At 71.4% G+C, this 16,246-nt stretch carries 15 protein-coding genes and 2 tRNA genes; 8 read left to right on the top strand and 9 right to left on the bottom strand.

What is annotated here, in order from left to right; genetic code table 11:
* Positions 1–5 precede the first annotated feature (5 nt).
* On the bottom strand, positions 6–1,697 hold the full coding sequence (locus ABME02_RS09780) for an LVIVD repeat-containing protein (RefSeq protein WP_353815099.1): 1,692 nt from the start codon (positions 1,695–1,697) through the stop codon (positions 6–8).
* 331 nt (positions 1,698–2,028) lie between these two features.
* Here ABME02_RS09780 and ABME02_RS09775 point away from each other — a divergent pair, with 331 nt between their 5' ends.
* Together ABME02_RS09775 and ABME02_RS09770 are read left to right on the top strand one after the other, a co-directional pair.
* Entirely contained in the window at positions 2,029–2,751 is a 723-nt protein-coding gene (locus ABME02_RS09775) for an SOS response-associated peptidase (RefSeq protein ID WP_353815098.1), read from the top strand.
* Positions 2,752–2,787: 36 nt separating this feature from the next.
* Positions 2,788–3,177 (top strand): DUF2255 family protein, encoded by a 390-nt coding sequence (locus tag ABME02_RS09770; protein ID WP_353815097.1) that lies wholly within the window; start codon positions 2,788–2,790, stop codon positions 3,175–3,177.
* A gap of 39 nt (positions 3,178–3,216) precedes the next feature.
* Here ABME02_RS09770 and ABME02_RS09765 read toward each other — a convergent pair whose 3' ends face one another.
* The 7 genes from ABME02_RS09765 to ABME02_RS09735 all read right to left on the bottom strand — a co-directional run bounded on the left by ABME02_RS09765 (position 3,217) and on the right by ABME02_RS09735 (position 9,257).
* On the bottom strand, positions 3,217–3,903 hold the full coding sequence (locus ABME02_RS09765) for a DnaJ family domain-containing protein (protein ID WP_353815096.1): 687 nt from the start codon (positions 3,901–3,903) through the stop codon (positions 3,217–3,219).
* A gap of 73 nt (positions 3,904–3,976) precedes the next feature.
* A complete protein-coding gene (locus ABME02_RS09760) occupies positions 3,977–4,315 on the bottom strand; it encodes an SHOCT domain-containing protein (RefSeq protein WP_353815095.1) in 339 nt (112 codons plus the stop codon).
* 344 nt (positions 4,316–4,659) lie between these two features.
* Positions 4,660–5,277: a DUF333 domain-containing protein gene (locus tag ABME02_RS09755; protein ID WP_353815093.1), complete on the bottom strand. Its 618-nt coding sequence runs from the start codon at positions 5,275–5,277 to the stop codon at positions 4,660–4,662.
* A 112-nt stretch (positions 5,278–5,389) separates the two neighbouring features.
* Positions 5,390–5,465: transfer RNA gene (locus ABME02_RS09750), tRNA-Gly, on the bottom strand.
* 107 nt (positions 5,466–5,572) lie between these two features.
* Positions 5,573–6,634, bottom strand: a complete 1,062-nt coding sequence (locus ABME02_RS09745; RefSeq protein WP_353815092.1) for a hypothetical protein — start codon at positions 6,632–6,634, stop codon at positions 5,573–5,575.
* A 9-nt stretch (positions 6,635–6,643) separates the two neighbouring features.
* On the bottom strand, positions 6,644–8,515 hold the full coding sequence (locus ABME02_RS09740; RefSeq protein ID WP_353815091.1) for a substrate-binding and vWA domain-containing protein: 1,872 nt from the start codon (positions 8,513–8,515) through the stop codon (positions 6,644–6,646).
* Positions 8,516–8,582: 67 nt separating this feature from the next.
* Positions 8,583–9,257 (bottom strand): phosphatase PAP2 family protein, encoded by a 675-nt coding sequence (locus ABME02_RS09735; RefSeq protein WP_353815090.1) that lies wholly within the window; start codon positions 9,255–9,257, stop codon positions 8,583–8,585.
* A gap of 61 nt (positions 9,258–9,318) precedes the next feature.
* Between ABME02_RS09735 and ABME02_RS09730 the strand changes: the two genes are divergently transcribed.
* On the top strand, positions 9,319–9,858 hold the full coding sequence (locus tag ABME02_RS09730) for a YaeQ family protein (RefSeq protein ID WP_353815089.1): 540 nt from the start codon (positions 9,319–9,321) through the stop codon (positions 9,856–9,858).
* A 44-nt stretch (positions 9,859–9,902) separates the two neighbouring features.
* On the opposite strand, the gene ABME02_RS09725 is transcribed toward ABME02_RS09730, so the two are convergent.
* Positions 9,903–9,989, bottom strand: a tRNA-Leu gene (locus ABME02_RS09725).
* Positions 9,990–10,292: 303 nt separating this feature from the next.
* Between ABME02_RS09725 and ABME02_RS09720 the strand changes: the two genes are divergently transcribed.
* From ABME02_RS09720 to ABME02_RS09700, 5 genes are all read left to right on the top strand, one after another.
* Complete coding sequence (locus ABME02_RS09720; protein ID WP_353815329.1) at positions 10,293–11,093, top strand: HAD family hydrolase; 801 nt, start codon at positions 10,293–10,295, stop codon at positions 11,091–11,093.
* The gene (locus tag ABME02_RS09715; protein WP_353815088.1) at positions 11,090–13,612 is read left to right on the top strand and encodes a glycoside hydrolase family 65 protein; all 2,523 of its coding nucleotides are present in this window, start codon (positions 11,090–11,092) and stop codon (positions 13,610–13,612) included. Before ABME02_RS09720 ends, ABME02_RS09715 begins: the two co-directional genes overlap by 4 nt.
* 100 nt (positions 13,613–13,712) lie before the next feature.
* Positions 13,713–14,462 (top strand): FHA domain-containing protein, encoded by a 750-nt coding sequence (locus tag ABME02_RS09710; RefSeq protein WP_353815087.1) that lies wholly within the window; start codon positions 13,713–13,715, stop codon positions 14,460–14,462.
* Positions 14,459–14,992, top strand: a complete 534-nt coding sequence (locus tag ABME02_RS09705; protein ID WP_353815086.1) for an FHA domain-containing protein FhaB/FipA — start codon at positions 14,459–14,461, stop codon at positions 14,990–14,992. The genes ABME02_RS09710 and ABME02_RS09705 overlap by 4 nt, the downstream gene beginning before the upstream one ends.
* 3 nt (positions 14,993–14,995) lie before the next feature.
* Positions 14,996–16,228 carry a PP2C family protein-serine/threonine phosphatase gene (locus ABME02_RS09700; protein ID WP_353815085.1) on the top strand — a complete coding sequence of 411 codons (1,233 nt, stop codon included), beginning with the start codon at positions 14,996–14,998 and terminating at the stop codon, positions 16,226–16,228.
* Positions 16,229–16,246 lie beyond the last annotated feature (18 nt).

Here is a 16,246-nt window from a genome sequence, read left to right as displayed (position 1 = left end):
CCGGTTCAGCTGAAGGTCGCCTTCAGGTCGAGGATCGCCTGCACGACCGCCGAGTCGGACGCGGCGCCCGACTTCTTGATCGCGTTGTCGAGCTGCGCGATCACGGACTTGCTGCTCGATCCGTCGGCCTCCAGCGCCTCGGCCTCGGCGAGGTGCTTGCGCACCTGTGCGAGCTGCTTGGCGGTGAGGTCGCCTGATCGCTCGGCCTGGTCGACGTAGGACCCCGCCACCGCGAAGCTCGGCGCGTGCACGAGCATCGACTGGGTCTGGGCGTTGAACACGTCGAGCTGGATCTCTCCGGCGGCCGCGATCTCGTTGTCCGACATCCAGTCGCTCGCGCTCAGCGCGAGGCTGTCGAAGCCGCGGGCGATCTCGCTGCCGAGCACGTTGCCGTTGTACCAGTAGGTCGACCAGTACCCTCCGAGCACGAGCGCGTTCGGGTTGATCGGGCCTCGATCGAGGTACGCGATCTCGACCGGGTTCGCCGTGTCGGTGAAGTCGAAGATCGACACACCGCCCTGGTACCAGGCCTGGACCATGACGTCACGGCCGGGCACCGGGATGATCGAACCGTTGTGCGCCACGCAGTTCTCGGCGGTCGTCTGCGCAGCCGGCAGCTTGTAGTAGCTCGCGAACTCGAGCTCGCCGCCGACGATGTCGAACAGCGCGTTCGCGCCCCACGACGGCTCGTGCTGGGCGAGGCATCGGGCTCCGGTCCCGCCGCCCCACTCGTCGGTGAAGACCACCTTCGTGCCGTCGTTGCTGAACGTCGCCGAGTGCCAGTACGAGAAGTTCGGGTCGGAGACCGCGTCGATGCGCACCGGGTTCACCGGGTCGCTGATGTCGACGAGGATGCCGTTGCCCTGGCAGGCGCCGGCGAGGAGCCCGATCTCGGGGAACGCCGTCACGTCGTGGCAGGTGTTGGTGTTCGGCGTCGGAGAGTAGAACGACCCGCTGGGGTGCTGCGCGGTGCCCGGCAGCGTGTTCTGGAGCCCGTTGTACGCGCCGGTCTCGACATCGGTGAAGATGCGGGGCTGGCTGACGATCTCAGCCGTATCAGGCGCCGCGAGCGGCACCTTGATGACGTCGATCCGCCACTGCGTCGGGTTGCCCTCGGTGACCGGCTCGGTCGTCAGCGCCGCGTTCTCGCAGCCCTCGAGCTCGAGCGGCGAACGCACGCCCGAGGTGCCCGAGTTGTAGACGTACACGTTCTCCGCGTCATCCGGGTCGGTCACGATGGTGTGCGTGTGCGAACCGCGGCAGGTCTGCACGCCCGGCAGCTGCACGGGGTTCGAGAGGTCGCTGATGTCGAAGATGCGGACGCCGCGGAAGCGCTCGGGGTCCACGGCGCCGGAAGTGCCCTGCGTACCGCAGTCGACGCGGCCGTTGCTCGCCTCGACGGACATGAACATCAGGTCTCCGTGGATGGAGACGTCGCCCTGGCCGCCGGGACACACGAACGCCGTCTCGAGCACCGGCGCGGCCGGATCGGAGATGTCGAAGACCTGGAAGCCCGAGAAGCTGCCGACGACGGCCTTGTCGCCGGTGAACGCCAGGTCGGAGTTGATCACGAAGCCCGCCGGGATCGGCAGGCTCTCGAGCAGCTCGACGCCGCTGGCGGCGATCTCGGCGTCGTACAGGCCTCCGCCGAGTCCCTCGCGGGGGTCGTCGCCGGCCGCGGCCGCGGTGGCCGTCATCAACGACGCCCCGAGCAGCAGTGCTCCGGATGCCGCGATCGCGCGTCTGCGCCACGGCGCGTGTCTGGGTGAGGATCTCATCGGTGGTGCCCTCTCTCTTCGCTCCACGAAACGTGCTTCACATGTGTGAACGGCGCCTTCCGACGGACGAGCCGCACGACATCGGGCGGCTCGCCGGCCCGGACGGGCCGATCTCTGCTCTTCACGCTACCCATGCGAACGCATTTGCAACAGGATGCGTTTTCCGTCGGACTGGGCGAGTGACGCCCGTGACGGGCGTCGGGGGCGCGGCGTAGGCTCGCGGCATCCGGAATTCGAAGGGCGACCCGACATGTGCGGACGATTCGTGGTCTCGCAGCAGGCCGACGACCTCACCGCGGTCTTCGACGCCGAGAACGACTTCGCCGACTGGCGGCCGTCGTACAGCCTCGCGCCGACCGACACGGTGCCGATCGTCCGCGAGCGCGCCCGCTCCGATACCGGCGAGTTCGTCCGCCGCCTCGAGCCTGCGCGGTGGGACTTCCATCCCGCCTTCATGAAGGACTCGAAGCGGCCGCAGTTCAACAGCCGCATCGAGACCGTGGCGTCGAACGGGCTGTGGAAGGGCGCGTTCGCCTCGGGTCGGTGCGTCGTCCCCATGCGCGGCTACTTCGAGTGGACGGGCGAGCCGGGGAAGAAGCGCGCGCACTACCTCCACGGCCCCGGCGACGTGCTCGCCGCGGCGGGCATCTCGACCGCGCGCAAGCTCGACGACGGCACCTGGGAGGTCTCGACCTCGATCATCACGCGCGAGGCGCGAGATGCGTCCGGCGAGGTGCACGACCGGATGCCGGTCTACCTCCCGCTCGACGCGATCGACCACTACCTCGATCCCGAGAAGCTCTCCCCCGCCGAGGCGTCGGCGATGGTCGACTTCCTCATCGCGCAGTCCGATCGCGTCGCGCCGACGATCTCGGAGTACGAGGTCGACCCGCGCGTGAACAACCACCGTCGGATCGACCCGCACGACCCATCGCTCATCGAGCCGCTCGGCGAGGAGCCGACACTCGTGTGAGCCTCGCCGCCGCTCCCGTATGAGAGAGGACCGAACATGCACGGCTGGACCGACGACCAAGTCGACCGCGTGGGCGCGGCCGATCAGCTCGAGATCGCCTCGGTGCGCGACGACGGCTCGCTGCGCCCGTTCACGACCGTGTGGGTCGTCCGGGTGGGCGACGAGCTGTTCGTCCGCTCCGGCTACGGACCGGAGAACGGATGGTACCGACGAGCGAGGGAGGCCGGGGTCGGCCGGATCAAGTCGGCCGGCATCATCCGCGACGTCGCGTTCATCGACGTCCCATCGGATGACGCGGAGCTGCACGAGGCGCTCGACGCCGAGTACACGCGCAAGTACGGCCCGAACCACGCGGCGCACGTGATGGCGACCGTGCTCGGCGACGACGTCCGCGGGGTGACGCTCAGGCTCGACGCGCTGGACTAGGCCGCGCGGCGGATCGGCGCGCGCCGCATCACCACGCGCTCAGCCGCGGCGGAACCAGCCGCGACGGCCGCGGCCGCGCCCGGCGGCCGACTCCTCGGCGCGCGCGCGCTCCGCCTCCTCGGCGGCGACCCGGCGGCGCTCGTCCCGCCGCTCGCGCCAGGCGGCGACCTCGGCATCGACGTCGCGCGTGGGCGTGACCACCGGAGGGCCGCCCAGCAACTGGCGGCGCGCCTCGGCGACCCGCGTGTTGAAGTCGGCGACCGCCTCCCGCACCTCGTGCTCGCGGTGGAGTCGATCGAGGCGGTCCTCGAGTTCCGCGGCCTCGACGCGAAGCGTGAGCGCGGGCGGCCCGAGGCCGGTGAGCCGCTCGGTCTCGATCTTGCGGCGGATCCACCAGTCGGGGTCGTGGCGACCCAGGCCCGGCAATGGCTTGCCCGCCCCCGGCAGGTCGTCGAACTCGCCGCGCCGGATCGCCTGCTGGATCACGACTTCGACGTACGCCGCCCGCTCGGCGGCGAGCGATCCTGCCGTCGTTCGCTCGGCGGGCCGTTCCGGCGTCGGCTCGGCGGCACCCGTCGGCCCCGTGGCATCCGTCGGCGCCGCGACCGCAGACGATGAATCGGCGTCGGCAGCGTCCTCGCCCGCCTCGCCGCGGCCGCGCGCCTGCTCGCGCTCCCACCGCTCGAGGCGGTACTGCCACGCGTCGCGTCGCGGGTCGTCGACCATGCCCGATGCCTCCGTCCGATCCGGCCGGTGCATCGATGGTAGGTCCTCGACCTGCGAGGCGCGGGGCGTGGTCCTACGCCGTTCCGCCTCCCCGTCGACCCTCGTCGAGCGTCGCCACCAGGGATCGGAACTCGTCAGGCGTGATCTCGCCGCGAGCGAGTCGCTCCTCCAGGATCTCCTTCGCCCGATCGGGCCGGGCCATGCTCCCGGACCCCCCGCCGTACGCGGCGCCGGTTCCTCCGTGCCCCGAGGCCGATCGCACCAGCAGCACGATGAGCACCACGATGCCCGCGATGACGAGCGCCCCGAAGAGGAGTCCGGGTAGCCACATCCACCATCCGCCGAAGCCGTAGTCCCACATCATCGGCGTCACCTCCTCGACCGGTGTCCGGGCGTGTTCCCGCCGGACCACGTCTCGAGTCAACCCGATGTCGATCCGCAGGGTCGGGTCATTGGACCCAGGCGCTCGCCGGCGTCCGACGGGCGCAGCCCGAGCGGACCGCACGCGAGCTGCGGCATCCGTCAGAGCCTGCTCACCATGCACTTCGGCTCGCTCGAATTCGGTCCGGCCCTCGACGCACCCGACCTGCTCGCGGCGCCGACGCTGGCGGCCCTGAGGGCGCGTCGCACGAGCACCTGATCGTCGGAAGCGGCATCCGCGGGTCGAAGCTGCTCGTCCCCGGTTCCTTCCCGGCCGGCCTGCCGAGCGTCGAGGTGCTGGCGCTGGCGCAGGCGCGTGCGTAGCGGACGACCCGCTCAGAACACCTCGGGAAGCGTCGACCGGTCGAATGTGAAGACGCTCGAGAGGTCGATCCCCCGCACCGTGCCCTCGGCGTAGTACGCGATGCCCCACTCGTCGATGAACGAGCCGTCGGCGAACGTGCACGGCGCGACCACCGGGTCGTCGGGGTCGTCGGGCGCGGTGAGCCCGCCCGACTCGCTCGAGCCGAAGCGACTGGTGCCGCCCAGCGCCGCGCAGAGCGCGGAGGCGGGGTTCCCCGGAGGATCGTCGGGGATCTCGGTGCGCGACAGGTACGCGAGCGCCGCGAGCGTCGGCTCGTCGGACGTGATCGTCACGAGGTCGACGTAGATGCGCGACTGGGCCTCGTCGTCGAGCGTCTGGAATCGGCAGACCGCGACCGGGTCGCCGAGCGGCACCCAGTCGTCCTCGTCGAGCCCCGTCTGCCACGCCGGCTGGCGCTGCTGCACCTCACCGCCGCGCTGCTCGCAGTAGGCGGCGGCCTCGGCCATGTCGGCGGCGGATGTCACGGGGTCGGTCGACGTCGGCGGTGCGACGGGCTCCGAGCACGCCGCCAGCCCGAGGCTCGCCAGGGCGAGCAGCCCGATCCCGGCCATCCGGCGGATCCGTCCCATGCGCACCCCGTTCCCCGTTCGCGTGCGTGTCGACCCGCCCCAGACTAGACGGCGCGGACTCCGAGCGGGCCCGACGCCGTCGCGAACGAGGGTGGGAGGAGGGGCCTTGACGTGGAGCGGATGACGGGGTTCGAACCCGCGACCTTCACCTTGGCAAGGTGACGCGCTACCAGCTGCGCTACATCCGCGTGGGGCGGCTCCGCCGCTCCGATGCCGTTCGTCCGACCGGCTGGATGAGCCTACAGGACCGACGACCCCGTCGACGACCGCCGCGGGCGCGGCATCCGCCTTCGAGTCACGCGCCCGATCCCGGCAACCGGCCGTCGCCCTCGCCGAGCGCGCGCTCGCCCGACGCGCGCTCGAACGCGCGCTCCCACTCCTGCAGCTCCTCGCGCCCGCCGATGAGGCCGTCGAGCGAGACCTGGAAGTGCAGCCCGCGTCGCGCGTTGACCTGCTTGATGTTCTCCACGAGTTCGCCCGAGACCGCGACGACCGCATCGCGCACCTCCCGCACGCGCTCGTCGGGGTCGTCCCAGAGGTGCGGGTGGGTGAGGATGTCGAGCAGGTAGTCGCGGTCGAGCGCCGCGGTGAGCTTGCGGAGCGTGTCGTCGTACTCGATGGCGGCGATCCCGCGCTGCCCGCCTCCGGCGCGGTCGAGCCTGACGAACAGCTCCTCGACGTTCTCGGCGATCCGCATGGTGTCGTTCGCGGTCTGCTGGGCGGCGGCGTTGCCGCGCGCGCCGACCTGCGCGTACTCGCCGGCGAGCGTCCGCAGGGTCGCCACGTGGCGGCGGATGGGCTCGGGGAGCTTCCCCTCGCCGCCCCCGCGCGCACGACGCCGTCGCGCGCGGACCACCCCGAACACCGCTCCGGCCGCAGCGACGAGCACCGCCGCGCCGAGCACGAGCGCGTAGCCGGGACCGATGCCGCCCCCGCCCTCTCCGCCGCCGACGAACGGCGACGGCTCGGCGGCGGCCTGCACGCCCTGCACCGTCTCGGAGAGCGCCAGGTCGAGGCTGTCGGCTCCGGACTCCGCCTGGTTCGCGATCTGCATCGCCTCGCCCGCGTCGAGCACGCGCGACCCGGCCGACAGGTCGTCGCCGACCGCGACGATGATCGTGTCGTAGCCGGTCGTCTCGGCGAGCTGGGTCACGATCTCGGGACCGGATGCCTCGAGCGCGGCGTTGTCCGAGAACACGGCGATGCCGATCGAGTCGTCGCCGACCTGTGCGAGCAACGCGTCCTGCAGTGCCGCCGCGCCGCCGACCTCCGGCGAGACGTAGACCGGGGTGGACTGCAATGCGTCGGCCGCGTCGTCGACGTATCCGTCCGAGGCTGCGAAGTACCGGGCTCCCATCCGTCGCCCCTAGAAGTTGTTGATGACCGACGCGAACACGAGGTCGATCTTCGCGGCATCCGAGGCGTCGAACCACTGGCCGCCGGTCGCCTCGGCGATGCGCTGCAGCGAGCCGGTGTCGGCGCCCTCGCCGTAGGCGATGGGGAAGATCCGCACCGGCGCCGCGTCGCCGCCCTCGCGAGAGGCCCCGCCGATCTTGGCGATCAGCGAGTCGATCGAGATCGACGAGTCGGTGTCCTGGCCGTCCGACAGCACGACGATCGCGTTGATGCGACCGGGCTCCGCGCGGGCGACCATCTCGTCGTACGCGACGGCGATCGCGTCGTACAGGGGCGTGCCCTCGCGGTTCGCGTAGCGCAGGTCGTCGACCGAAGCGCTCAACGTCTCGCGGTCGGACCCGAGCGGCGAGACGTCCCGCAGCACGATCAGGTTCTCCCCCGCCGACGAGTCCACGCCGGTGGTGAACGCCCACATGCCGACCTCGTCGGTGCCGCGGAAGTGGCCGAGCGTCGCCTGGGCGCCCTCGATCGCGCCGTCGAGCTTCGAGCGGCCGTCGCCGATCTGGTCGTCCATCGAGCCCGACACGTCGATGAGCTCCAGCACCGACGACGGCTTGCGGATCTGCGTCCACTGGTCGAGCGCCGCCGACACGACGTCGACGTCCGGGCGGGGCAGGGTGACCGCCGGGCCCGCGGGATCGACGCCGTACTGCTCGGTGAACAGGTCGCCGAGCGGCACCGACTCGTCGAGGGGCCGGAACCCGTACTCGGGCAGGATTCGCTGCGCCGGCTCGGTGGCGAGGAAGTCGACGAACGCCTCCCCCGCGGCGCGCTGGACGTCGGTGACCCAGTCGGCGCCGAGCACCGTGATCGGGTTGTCGGACCACATCGACCCGCCGGTCGGGTAGATCGCGACGAGCTTCTCCTTCGGCGGCGTCAGCGTCTCGCCGGGCTGCACGGTGTGCGAGTCGGGGTTGCCCTGGTTGTAGTTCAGCATCGAGGTCTCCTCGAGTGCCACCGCCGAGACGTAGCCGGAGCCGCCCGCGCCGTTCTGCGTCTCGTCGTACAGCGTCGTCAGCACCTTGCCCGTCGTGTCGCCGTAGTGGATGACGCACTCCTCGAACACCCGCGAGAACTCCTCGGCGCCCGCGACGTCCGCCGACGTGAGCCCGTCGGTCTTGCCGGATGCCTCGTACGACTGCATCAGGATCGCCGACAGCCCCGTGGTCGACGTGTTCGGGTTCGTCTTCGAGATCTTGAACGAGCCCCAGATCGGCTTGCCCGCGCTGCTCCAGCCGTCCGGGTCGGCGCACAGCGCCTCGAAGTCGGAGATGCCGATCTCGGCATCGGGCCAGCCGAGGGCCTTCGCCATGGTCTCCGGCATCGCGAAGATGATCGGCGTGTGGGTGAACGACGCCGGCTCGCCGACGAGCGAAGCGGATGCCGCGGCCGCGACCCGCTCGGTCCACACGGTCGAGGCGGGAGACCAGAGGGTCGGCCAGCGGCGCGTGTCCTCGTCGGGCCAGTCCCCTCCCGCGGTGAGGAACCGCGTCGCGTCGCCCGAGGACACGTTCACTGGCCGGACGGTCGCGCACTCGTCGAGCGCCGCGTGCTCGGGCGACTCCTTGAACGCCGCGGCGAGGGCGTCGAGCATGTTCACCTTCTCCGACGACGTCGCGACGACGACGCTCGTGCAGCCGTCGTCGGCGAAGTCCCCGCCGTCGATGGGCCCGCGGTCGACCTCGTCCCGGCCGAACGTGCAGGCACTCAGCGCGAGGGTCATCGCGGCCACGACGGTCACCGCGAGCGCGCCTCGGACCCCCCGGCGAGACATCGACGTGATCGCGGGTCGAGCGGCCGTGCGCCGCGGAACGGGTGCCATGTGAACAGGGTAGGTCCCGCGAATATCGTTCGCATCACGGTGCGGGTGCCCGGGGTGCCCGACGACGTCAGAGCAACTCCCGCCGCACGACTCCGGCGCTCCAGCGCCCGAGCAGTGCCCCCGCGACGGTGTCGGTGATGTGATGCTGCCCGCGGTGGATCCGCGAGAACGCGATGCCGGCCGGAATCGCGTACCGCAGCACCGGCCCGAGCACCCGCGCGCCGCGGACGCCGCGACGGTCGAGCAGGTCGGCGAGCGTGGTGTGCAGGGCGACGGATGCCGCGGTGTGCCCCGACGGGAACGACGACGTCGCATGCGGCGGCTCGGGGCGCCAGACGCCCAGCGGTCGCGGTCGCCCGACGAGCGCGGCGGCTCCGACGAAGCAGGCGGTCTCGAGCGCGAGCGTCGCGGCGGGTGCCACCGCGGAGCGCCGGTCGCGCGTCAGCACCCAGGTCACGACGCACCAGATCGCCCCGTTGGCGACCGTCTGCGGCACGCCCGAGTACCACGAGAGCGGAGCGGTGATCCGATCGAGCGGCGAACGCGGCCGGTCCGGGTCCACCGGCACCTCGGCAGCGCCGTCGCCGTCGGGCGGATGTCCCGAGGCGGCCTGGAGGGCGCGGACCGCCTTGTCCTCGGCAGGATTCTCGCCACCGAGGAGGCGGACCGTCCGACCGATCGCGGCCAGCACCGCGATGGCGCCGAGCCCCTGGAGGACGAACGAGCGGAGGACCCGGCGCATGCCCCGCAGCCTAGCGGCCGGACTGCGGGATCGGACCGCCGCGCCCGTAGGCTCGAGGACCATGGCCCTCGGTGCGACGATCCACACGTTCGACGTGCAACTCGCGGACGTCGACCGCGGCGTCTACGAGAACCTGACGCTCCGCCTGGCGCGGCACCCCTCCGAGACGGACGCGTTCATGGTGACGCGCCTGCTCGCCTACTGCCTCGAGTACGAGGAGGGCATCGCCTTCAGCGAGGGGGTCGCCGCCACCGACGAACCCGCGGTGCTCGTGCGCGACCTCACCGGACGCGTGACGGCATGGATCGAGGTCGGCGCCCCGGATGCCGAACGCCTGCACTTCGGCGCCAAGCTCGCCGATCGAGCCGCCGTCTACACGCACCGCGACCCGGCGAAGGTCGCCGCGGCGTGGGCGGGGAAGCGGATCCATCGCGCCGAGGAGATCCCGCTGGTCAGCTTCGACCCCGGTTTCATCGACGACGTCGCGGCCTCGCTCGAGCGCCGGAACTCGATGACGCTGTCGATCACGGAGCGCCACGCCTACCTCGAGCTCAACGCGTCGAGCTTCAGCACGGCCATCCACGAGCAGCGGGCGGGCTGACGCGAGAACGGCCCGATCCCATCGGGATCGAGCCGTTCTGCTGGTGGTGCGCAAGGGGGGAGTTGAACCCCCACGCCCTCACGGGCACACGGACCTGAACCGTGCGCGTCTGCCTATTCCGCCACTTGCGCATACCGCTTCGCACGGGGTGCGAACCAGCCAACCGAGACTAACACAGGTGGTCGGCGCGCCCGAATCGAGCGGATGCCCCGGACGGCCGCCGCACAGGCGGCGCGCAACCGCCCCGACCGGACGACGAGCACCCTTGGCATCCGCTCGGAACCACCGCTGCACCTCGCGCCGCCGCCGACCGCGGGCATACCCTTGCACCACGGCACCGGCGCCCCACCGACCCCCAACCGAAAGGATCGCCCGTGACCCACCCTCGCGACGCGCATGCGCCCGTCGATCCGCACGATGTCGACCTCGGCGGCATCCGCGGCTGGCTGTTCGACCTCGACGGCGTGCTGACGCCGACCGCGGTCGTCCACATGCACGCGTGGGCGCGGCTGTTCGCTCCATTCCTCGAGGCGCACGGCGCCGAGCCCTACCGCGACGCCGACTACTTCGCGTACATCGACGGCAAGCCGCGCTACGACGGCGTGCGCTCCCTGCTCGAGAGCCGCGGCATCCGCCTGCCCGAGGGCGACGTGTCGGATGCCGCGACGGCGGAGACCGTCCACGGCCTCGGGAACCGGAAGAACGAGGCGTTCAACGCGACCCTGGCCGAGGAGGGCGTGGAGCCCTACCCCGCGAGCGTCGCGCTGCTCGACGCGATCGAGCGCGCGGGCGGCGACGTCGCGGTGGTGTCGAGCTCGAAGAACGCGCCCGCCGTGCTCGAGGCGGCCGGGCTCGCCGAGCGCTTCGAGGTCGTCGTCGACGGCGCGGTCGCGGCTCGCGAGGGCATCGTCGGCAAGCCGGCGCCCGACATGTTCGAGCGCGCGGCCGAGCTCCTGGGGCTCGCGCCCGAGGAGTGCGCCGTCATCGAGGACGCGGAATCCGGCGTGAAGGCCGGCGCGAGCGGACCGTTCGCGCTCGTCGTCGGCGTCGACCGCGGCGTGGGCCGCGAGGCGCTCACCGAACTCGGGGCCGACGTGATCGTCGACGAGCTCGACGAGCTCATCCCGGCGCTCGAGCGAGCGGGCGAGACCTCCGCCATCCTCAACGACGCCGCCGACCCGCAGACCCCGACCGCCGCAGCACCCGCCGCACCAGAAGAGGAGGACCGAGCATGAGGTTCGCCGACACCGATCCGCTGAACCGCACGATCTTCCCGATCGACGAGTGGGCGCTCGTCGAGACCGAGTTCGGCGTCGACGACATGGGCCGCACCGAGACGCTCTTCGCGGTCGGCAACGGCTACCTCGGCCTCCGCGGCAACGTCGAGGAGGGCCGCGACGGCCACGTCCACGGCACGTTCATCAACGGCTTCCACGAGACCTGGCCGATCCGCCACGCGGAGGAGGCGTTCGGGTTCGCTCGGGTGGGCCAGACGATCGTGAACGCGCCGGATGCCAAGATCATCCGCCTCTACGTCGACGACGAGCCCCTCGTCATCACGGAGGCCGAGATCATGGGGTACGAGCGCCGCCTCGACTTCCGACTCGGCGTCCTGAGCCGCCGGATCGAGTGGCGCACGCCGTCGGGCAAGCGCGTGCTCATCACGAGCCGCCGCATGGTGAGCTTCACCGACCGCCACCTCGGCGTCATCGACTACGAGGTCGAGCTCCTCGACGCCGACGCGGCGGTGACGATCTCCAGCCAGATCCTGAACCGCCAGGACGGACGCGACGAGTACCGGGGCGGCGTGACGGAGGCGCCCGGCGCGTTCGACCCGCGCAAGGCCGAGACCTTCACCGAGCGCGTGCTGCAGCCGCGCGTGCAGAAGAAGTCGGAGGACGGCCGCTACGTCCTCGGCTACCAGACGACGAACTCGAAGATGGCCATCGCGGTCGGCGCGCAGCACTCGATCACGACCGACAACGAGTTCAGCGAGAGCAGCTCGATCGGCGACGACCTCGCCAAGCACATCTACCGGGTGCGTGCCCGCAAGGGCGTGCCGATCCGCATCACGAAGCTGATCAGCTACCACACGGCCAGGAAGGTGCCGGCCCGCGAGCTCGTCGACCGGTGCGAGCGCACCCTCGACCGCGGGGCCGAGGTCGGCGTCGCCGAGCTGTTCGCGCAGCAGCGCTCGTGGCTCGAGGACTTCTGGGCCCGCTCCGACGTCGAGATCGCCGGCCAGCCCGAGCTGCAGCAGGCGACGCGGTGGAACCTGTTCCAGCTCGTGCAGGCGACGGCCCGCACCGACGGCGGCGGCGTCGCCGCGAAGGGCGTCTCGGGATCCGGCTACGGCGGCCACTACTTCTGGGACTCCGAGATCTACGTGATGCCGTACCTCAGCTACACCGCGCCGATCGTGGCGCGGAACGTGCTGCGCTTCCGGCAGCGGATGCTCGAGCCCGCCCGAGCCCGCGCGCTGGAGATGAACCAGCACGGGGCCCTGTTCCCGTGGCGCACGATCAACGGCCTCGAGTCGAGCGCCTACTACGCCGCAGGCACGGCGCAGTACCACATCGACGCCGACATCTCATACGCGCTCTGCCAGTACGTCGCCGCGACGGGCGACGAGGACTTCCTCGCCCGCGGCGCGATCGACATCCTCGTCGAGACGGCCCGGATGTGGGAGGACCTGGGGTTCTGGCGCACGAACACCGACGACGTGTTCCACATCCACGGCGTCACCGGACCCGACGAGTACACGACCGTCGTGAACGACAACCTCTACACGAACGTCATGGCGCGGGCGAACCTCTCCGCGGCCGCCGGGGCGGTCGACAACCTCCAGGTGCTCGACCCGCACGCGCACAAGCGGCTCGTCGAGCGGCTCGGGGTGACACCGGCCGAGGTCGCCGGATGGCGGCGGGCGGCGGCGTACATGCACATCCCGTTCGACGAGAAGCTCGGCGTGCACCCGCAGGACGCCGCGTTCCTCGAGAAGGAGTTGTGGGACCTCGAGCACACGCCCGACAACCGGCTCCCCCTGTTGCTGCACTACCACCCGCTCGTCATCTACCGCTTCCAGGTGCTGAAGCAGGCCGACGTCGTGCTGGCCCTCTACCTGCAGGGCGATCGCTTCACCACGGAGGAGAAGCTGGCCGACTTCGAGTACTACGACCCGCTGACGACGGGAGACTCGACGCTGTCGGCGGTGGTGCAGTCGATCATCGCGTCCGAGGTCGGGTACCACGAGCTGGCGCTGCGCTACTTCCGCTCGGCGCTCTTCGTCGACCTGGCCGACCTGCACCACAACGCCGCCGACGGCGTGCACGTCGCGTCGACCGGAGGCGTCTGGGCGGGGCTCGTGTCCGGTTTCGGCGGGTTCCGCGACCACAACGGCCGCTTCACGTTCGATCCGCGCCTTCCCGACGGATGGGACCGACTGTCGTTCCGCCTGACGATCCGCGGCGCGCGCATCCGGGTCGACCTGACCGAGGAGGCCATCCGGTTCCGGCTCGAGACCGGCGGGCCGGATGCCTCGATGCTGCTCGAGGTGCGCGGCGAGGAGGTCGTCGTGACCGCCGACACGCCGGTGACGGTCCGGCTCGACGGGCACGGCGCTCGACGCGTCGGCGCGCCGACGATGCAGAACGTCCGCGGCGCGCGCCGAGCCGACGGCACGCTGCTCACCGCGTCGATCCCGACCCTGTCGCTCGACGTCGACGAGGAGGAGCAGGCGGCGGTGTTCGACTGAGTCGAACCTCTCGGAACCGCATCGTTTCCGCCCGCAGCCCGGCGGGTACGCACGGGCTGCGGTTAGCATGTGAGTCGAAAACGCACCGGACGGGAGACCTGTGGGCCTACTGGACAACTTCGAGAAGGGTCTCGAGCGCGCGGTCAACGGCGCGTTCGCGAAGACCTTCCGCTCGGGGCTGCAGCCCGTGGAGATCACCGCGGCGCTGAAGCGCGAGATCGACACGAAGGCCGCCGTCGTCTCGCGCGATCGCGTCCTGGTGCCGAATCGCTTCATCGTGCGGATGTCCCCCGCCGACCACCAGCGCATGGACTCCCTCGGCCCGGCGCTCATCGACGATCTCACCGACCTCGTGCAGAAGCACGCGGCGACCCAGCGCTTCCAGTTCGCCGGCGGCATCTCGATCGTCCTGCATCCCGACCCCGGCCTGTCCGAGGGCATGGTGTCGGTCGAGTCGCAGAACGTGAAGGGCCGCGTCGCCTGGACTCCCGTGCTCGACGTGGACGGCCGGCGGCATCCGATCCTCAAGGGCCGCACGGTCATCGGCCGCGGCAGCGAGGCCGACCTCACGCTCGACGACTCCGGCGCGTCGCGCCGACATGCCGAGGTCCAGTGGGACGGCCAGCGGGCCCGGGTGCGGGACCTCGGGTCCACGAACGGCACGCAGCTCGACGGGCAACCCGTCAAGGAGTCCGTGCTCGAGCCCGACTCGGTCATCACGATCGGTCGCTCGCGTATCGTGTTCCGGGTGCTCGCCCAAGCCGAACCCACCGACACCGCGGCCGCGCGCCGCGTCGACCCGGCTTCCCAGCGCCGCGACGACGGCGGATTCTGGGGGCCCGACCGATGAGTGAACTCACGCTGCTCGTCCTGCAGCTCGGCTTCCTGCTGCTGCTGTGGGTGTTCGTGTTCGCCATCGTCTACGCGCTGCGGAGCGACCTGTTCGGCCAGCGCGTGCGCAAGCTGCAGCCGGAAGTCGCCGCGGCCACGCCGGGGCCCGCCCCGGCGGCGAGCGCGACCGCCCCGACCGCCGCGGTCTCGAAGCCGGCGCCGACGCCCGCGGGAGGCGGGGGCGACGCCACCGCTGAGAACGCCTCGCGCCTCGTCATCACCTCGGGGGCGAAGTCGGGCGCCGAGTTCCCGCTCGGCCGCGACGAGATCACGATCGGCCGCTCGAGCGACTCGGCCATCATCATCCGCGACGACTACACGTCGACGCACCACGCGCGCCTCATGCTGTGGAACGGCCGCTGGATGATCCAGGACCTCGATTCCACGAACGGCACGTTCCTCAACGGCTCCCGAGTCACCGTGCCCACGCCCATCCCGCTCGGAGCCACCGTCAAGGTCGGAGCGACGACGTTCGAGCTGCGGCGGTAGCCGATGGCCAGCGTCAAGGCGAGCGCGGCGGTCTCGCACGTCGGTCGGGTCCGCGCGAGCAACCAGGACTCCGGCTACGCGGGCCGCCGGCTCTTCCTCGTCGCCGACGGCATGGGCGGGCACGCGGGCGGCGACGTCGCGAGCGCGATCGCGACGCGGCGCATCGCCGACGCGGACGCCGACTACGACTCGTCGGCCGACGCCGCCGCGGCGCTCGAATCCGCGCTGCTCTCGGCCAATCGCAACCTCGAGGAGACGGTCGCCGAGCACTCCGAGCTCACCGGCATGGGGACCACGACGAGCGCGATGCTCGTGCAGCAGGATCGGGTCGTCATCGCGCACATCGGCGACTCGCGCGTCTACCTCTTCCGATCGGGCGAGCTCAGCCAGGTCTCGACCGACCACACGTTCGTCCAGCGCCTCGTCGACGCGGGCCGCATCACGGCCGAGGAGGCCATGGTGCACCCCCGACGGTCGGTGCTGATGCGCGTGCTCGGCGACGTCGAGGCCTCCCCCGAGATCGACACCATGGTCATCGACACCCACCCGGGCGATCGATGGATGCTGTGCTCCGACGGCCTCTCGGGCGTCGTCTCCTTCGACGACATCCACGAGATGCTCGCCGCGGACGCCGGCGCGAAGCAGGTCGCCGACCGACTCGTCAAGGCCTCGCTCGACGGCGGCGCCCCCGACAACGTGACCGTCGTGGTCGTCGACATCGGCGACCCGCCCGCACCCGACACGCCGCCGCTCATCGTCGGTTCGGCCGCCGCACCGCTCGCGTTCGGCACGGCGTCCGAGCCGGCACGCCGCCCGGGCATCCGCCTCACTCCCTTCCGCCCGCACCCGGTGCAGGAGACGCACTTCGAGCCCGACTCCGAGGAGTACTTCGACGAGCTCATCGAGGAGGACGAGCGCCGCCGCCGGCGGCGGCGCATCATGTGGGGGGTCTGGATCGCGCTGCTCGTCGGCGCGATCGTCACCGTCACCGCGCTCGGCTACCAGTGGACGCAGACGCGGTACTACGTCGGCGAGTACAACGGCCGCGTCGCGATCTACCAGGGCATCCAGCAGGACCTCGGCCCGATCTCCCTGCACCGCCTCCACTCGGAGACGCCGGTGGACATCGCCGACCTGAAGGCGTACGACCAGCAGCGCGTCGAGCAGACGATCACGGCCGGCACGCTCGAGGAGGCCATGCGCATCGTGGACCGATTGGAGGAGTCCGTTGACTGACCGAGCCGCGGCCCGCGC

This window comes from Agromyces zhanjiangensis (assembly GCF_040496055.1).
GTDB lineage: Bacteria > Actinomycetota > Actinomycetes > Actinomycetales > Microbacteriaceae > Agromyces > Agromyces zhanjiangensis.
The sequence above is the reverse complement of the archived record's forward strand: the minus strand, read 5'-3'. Positions and strand labels throughout refer to the sequence as shown.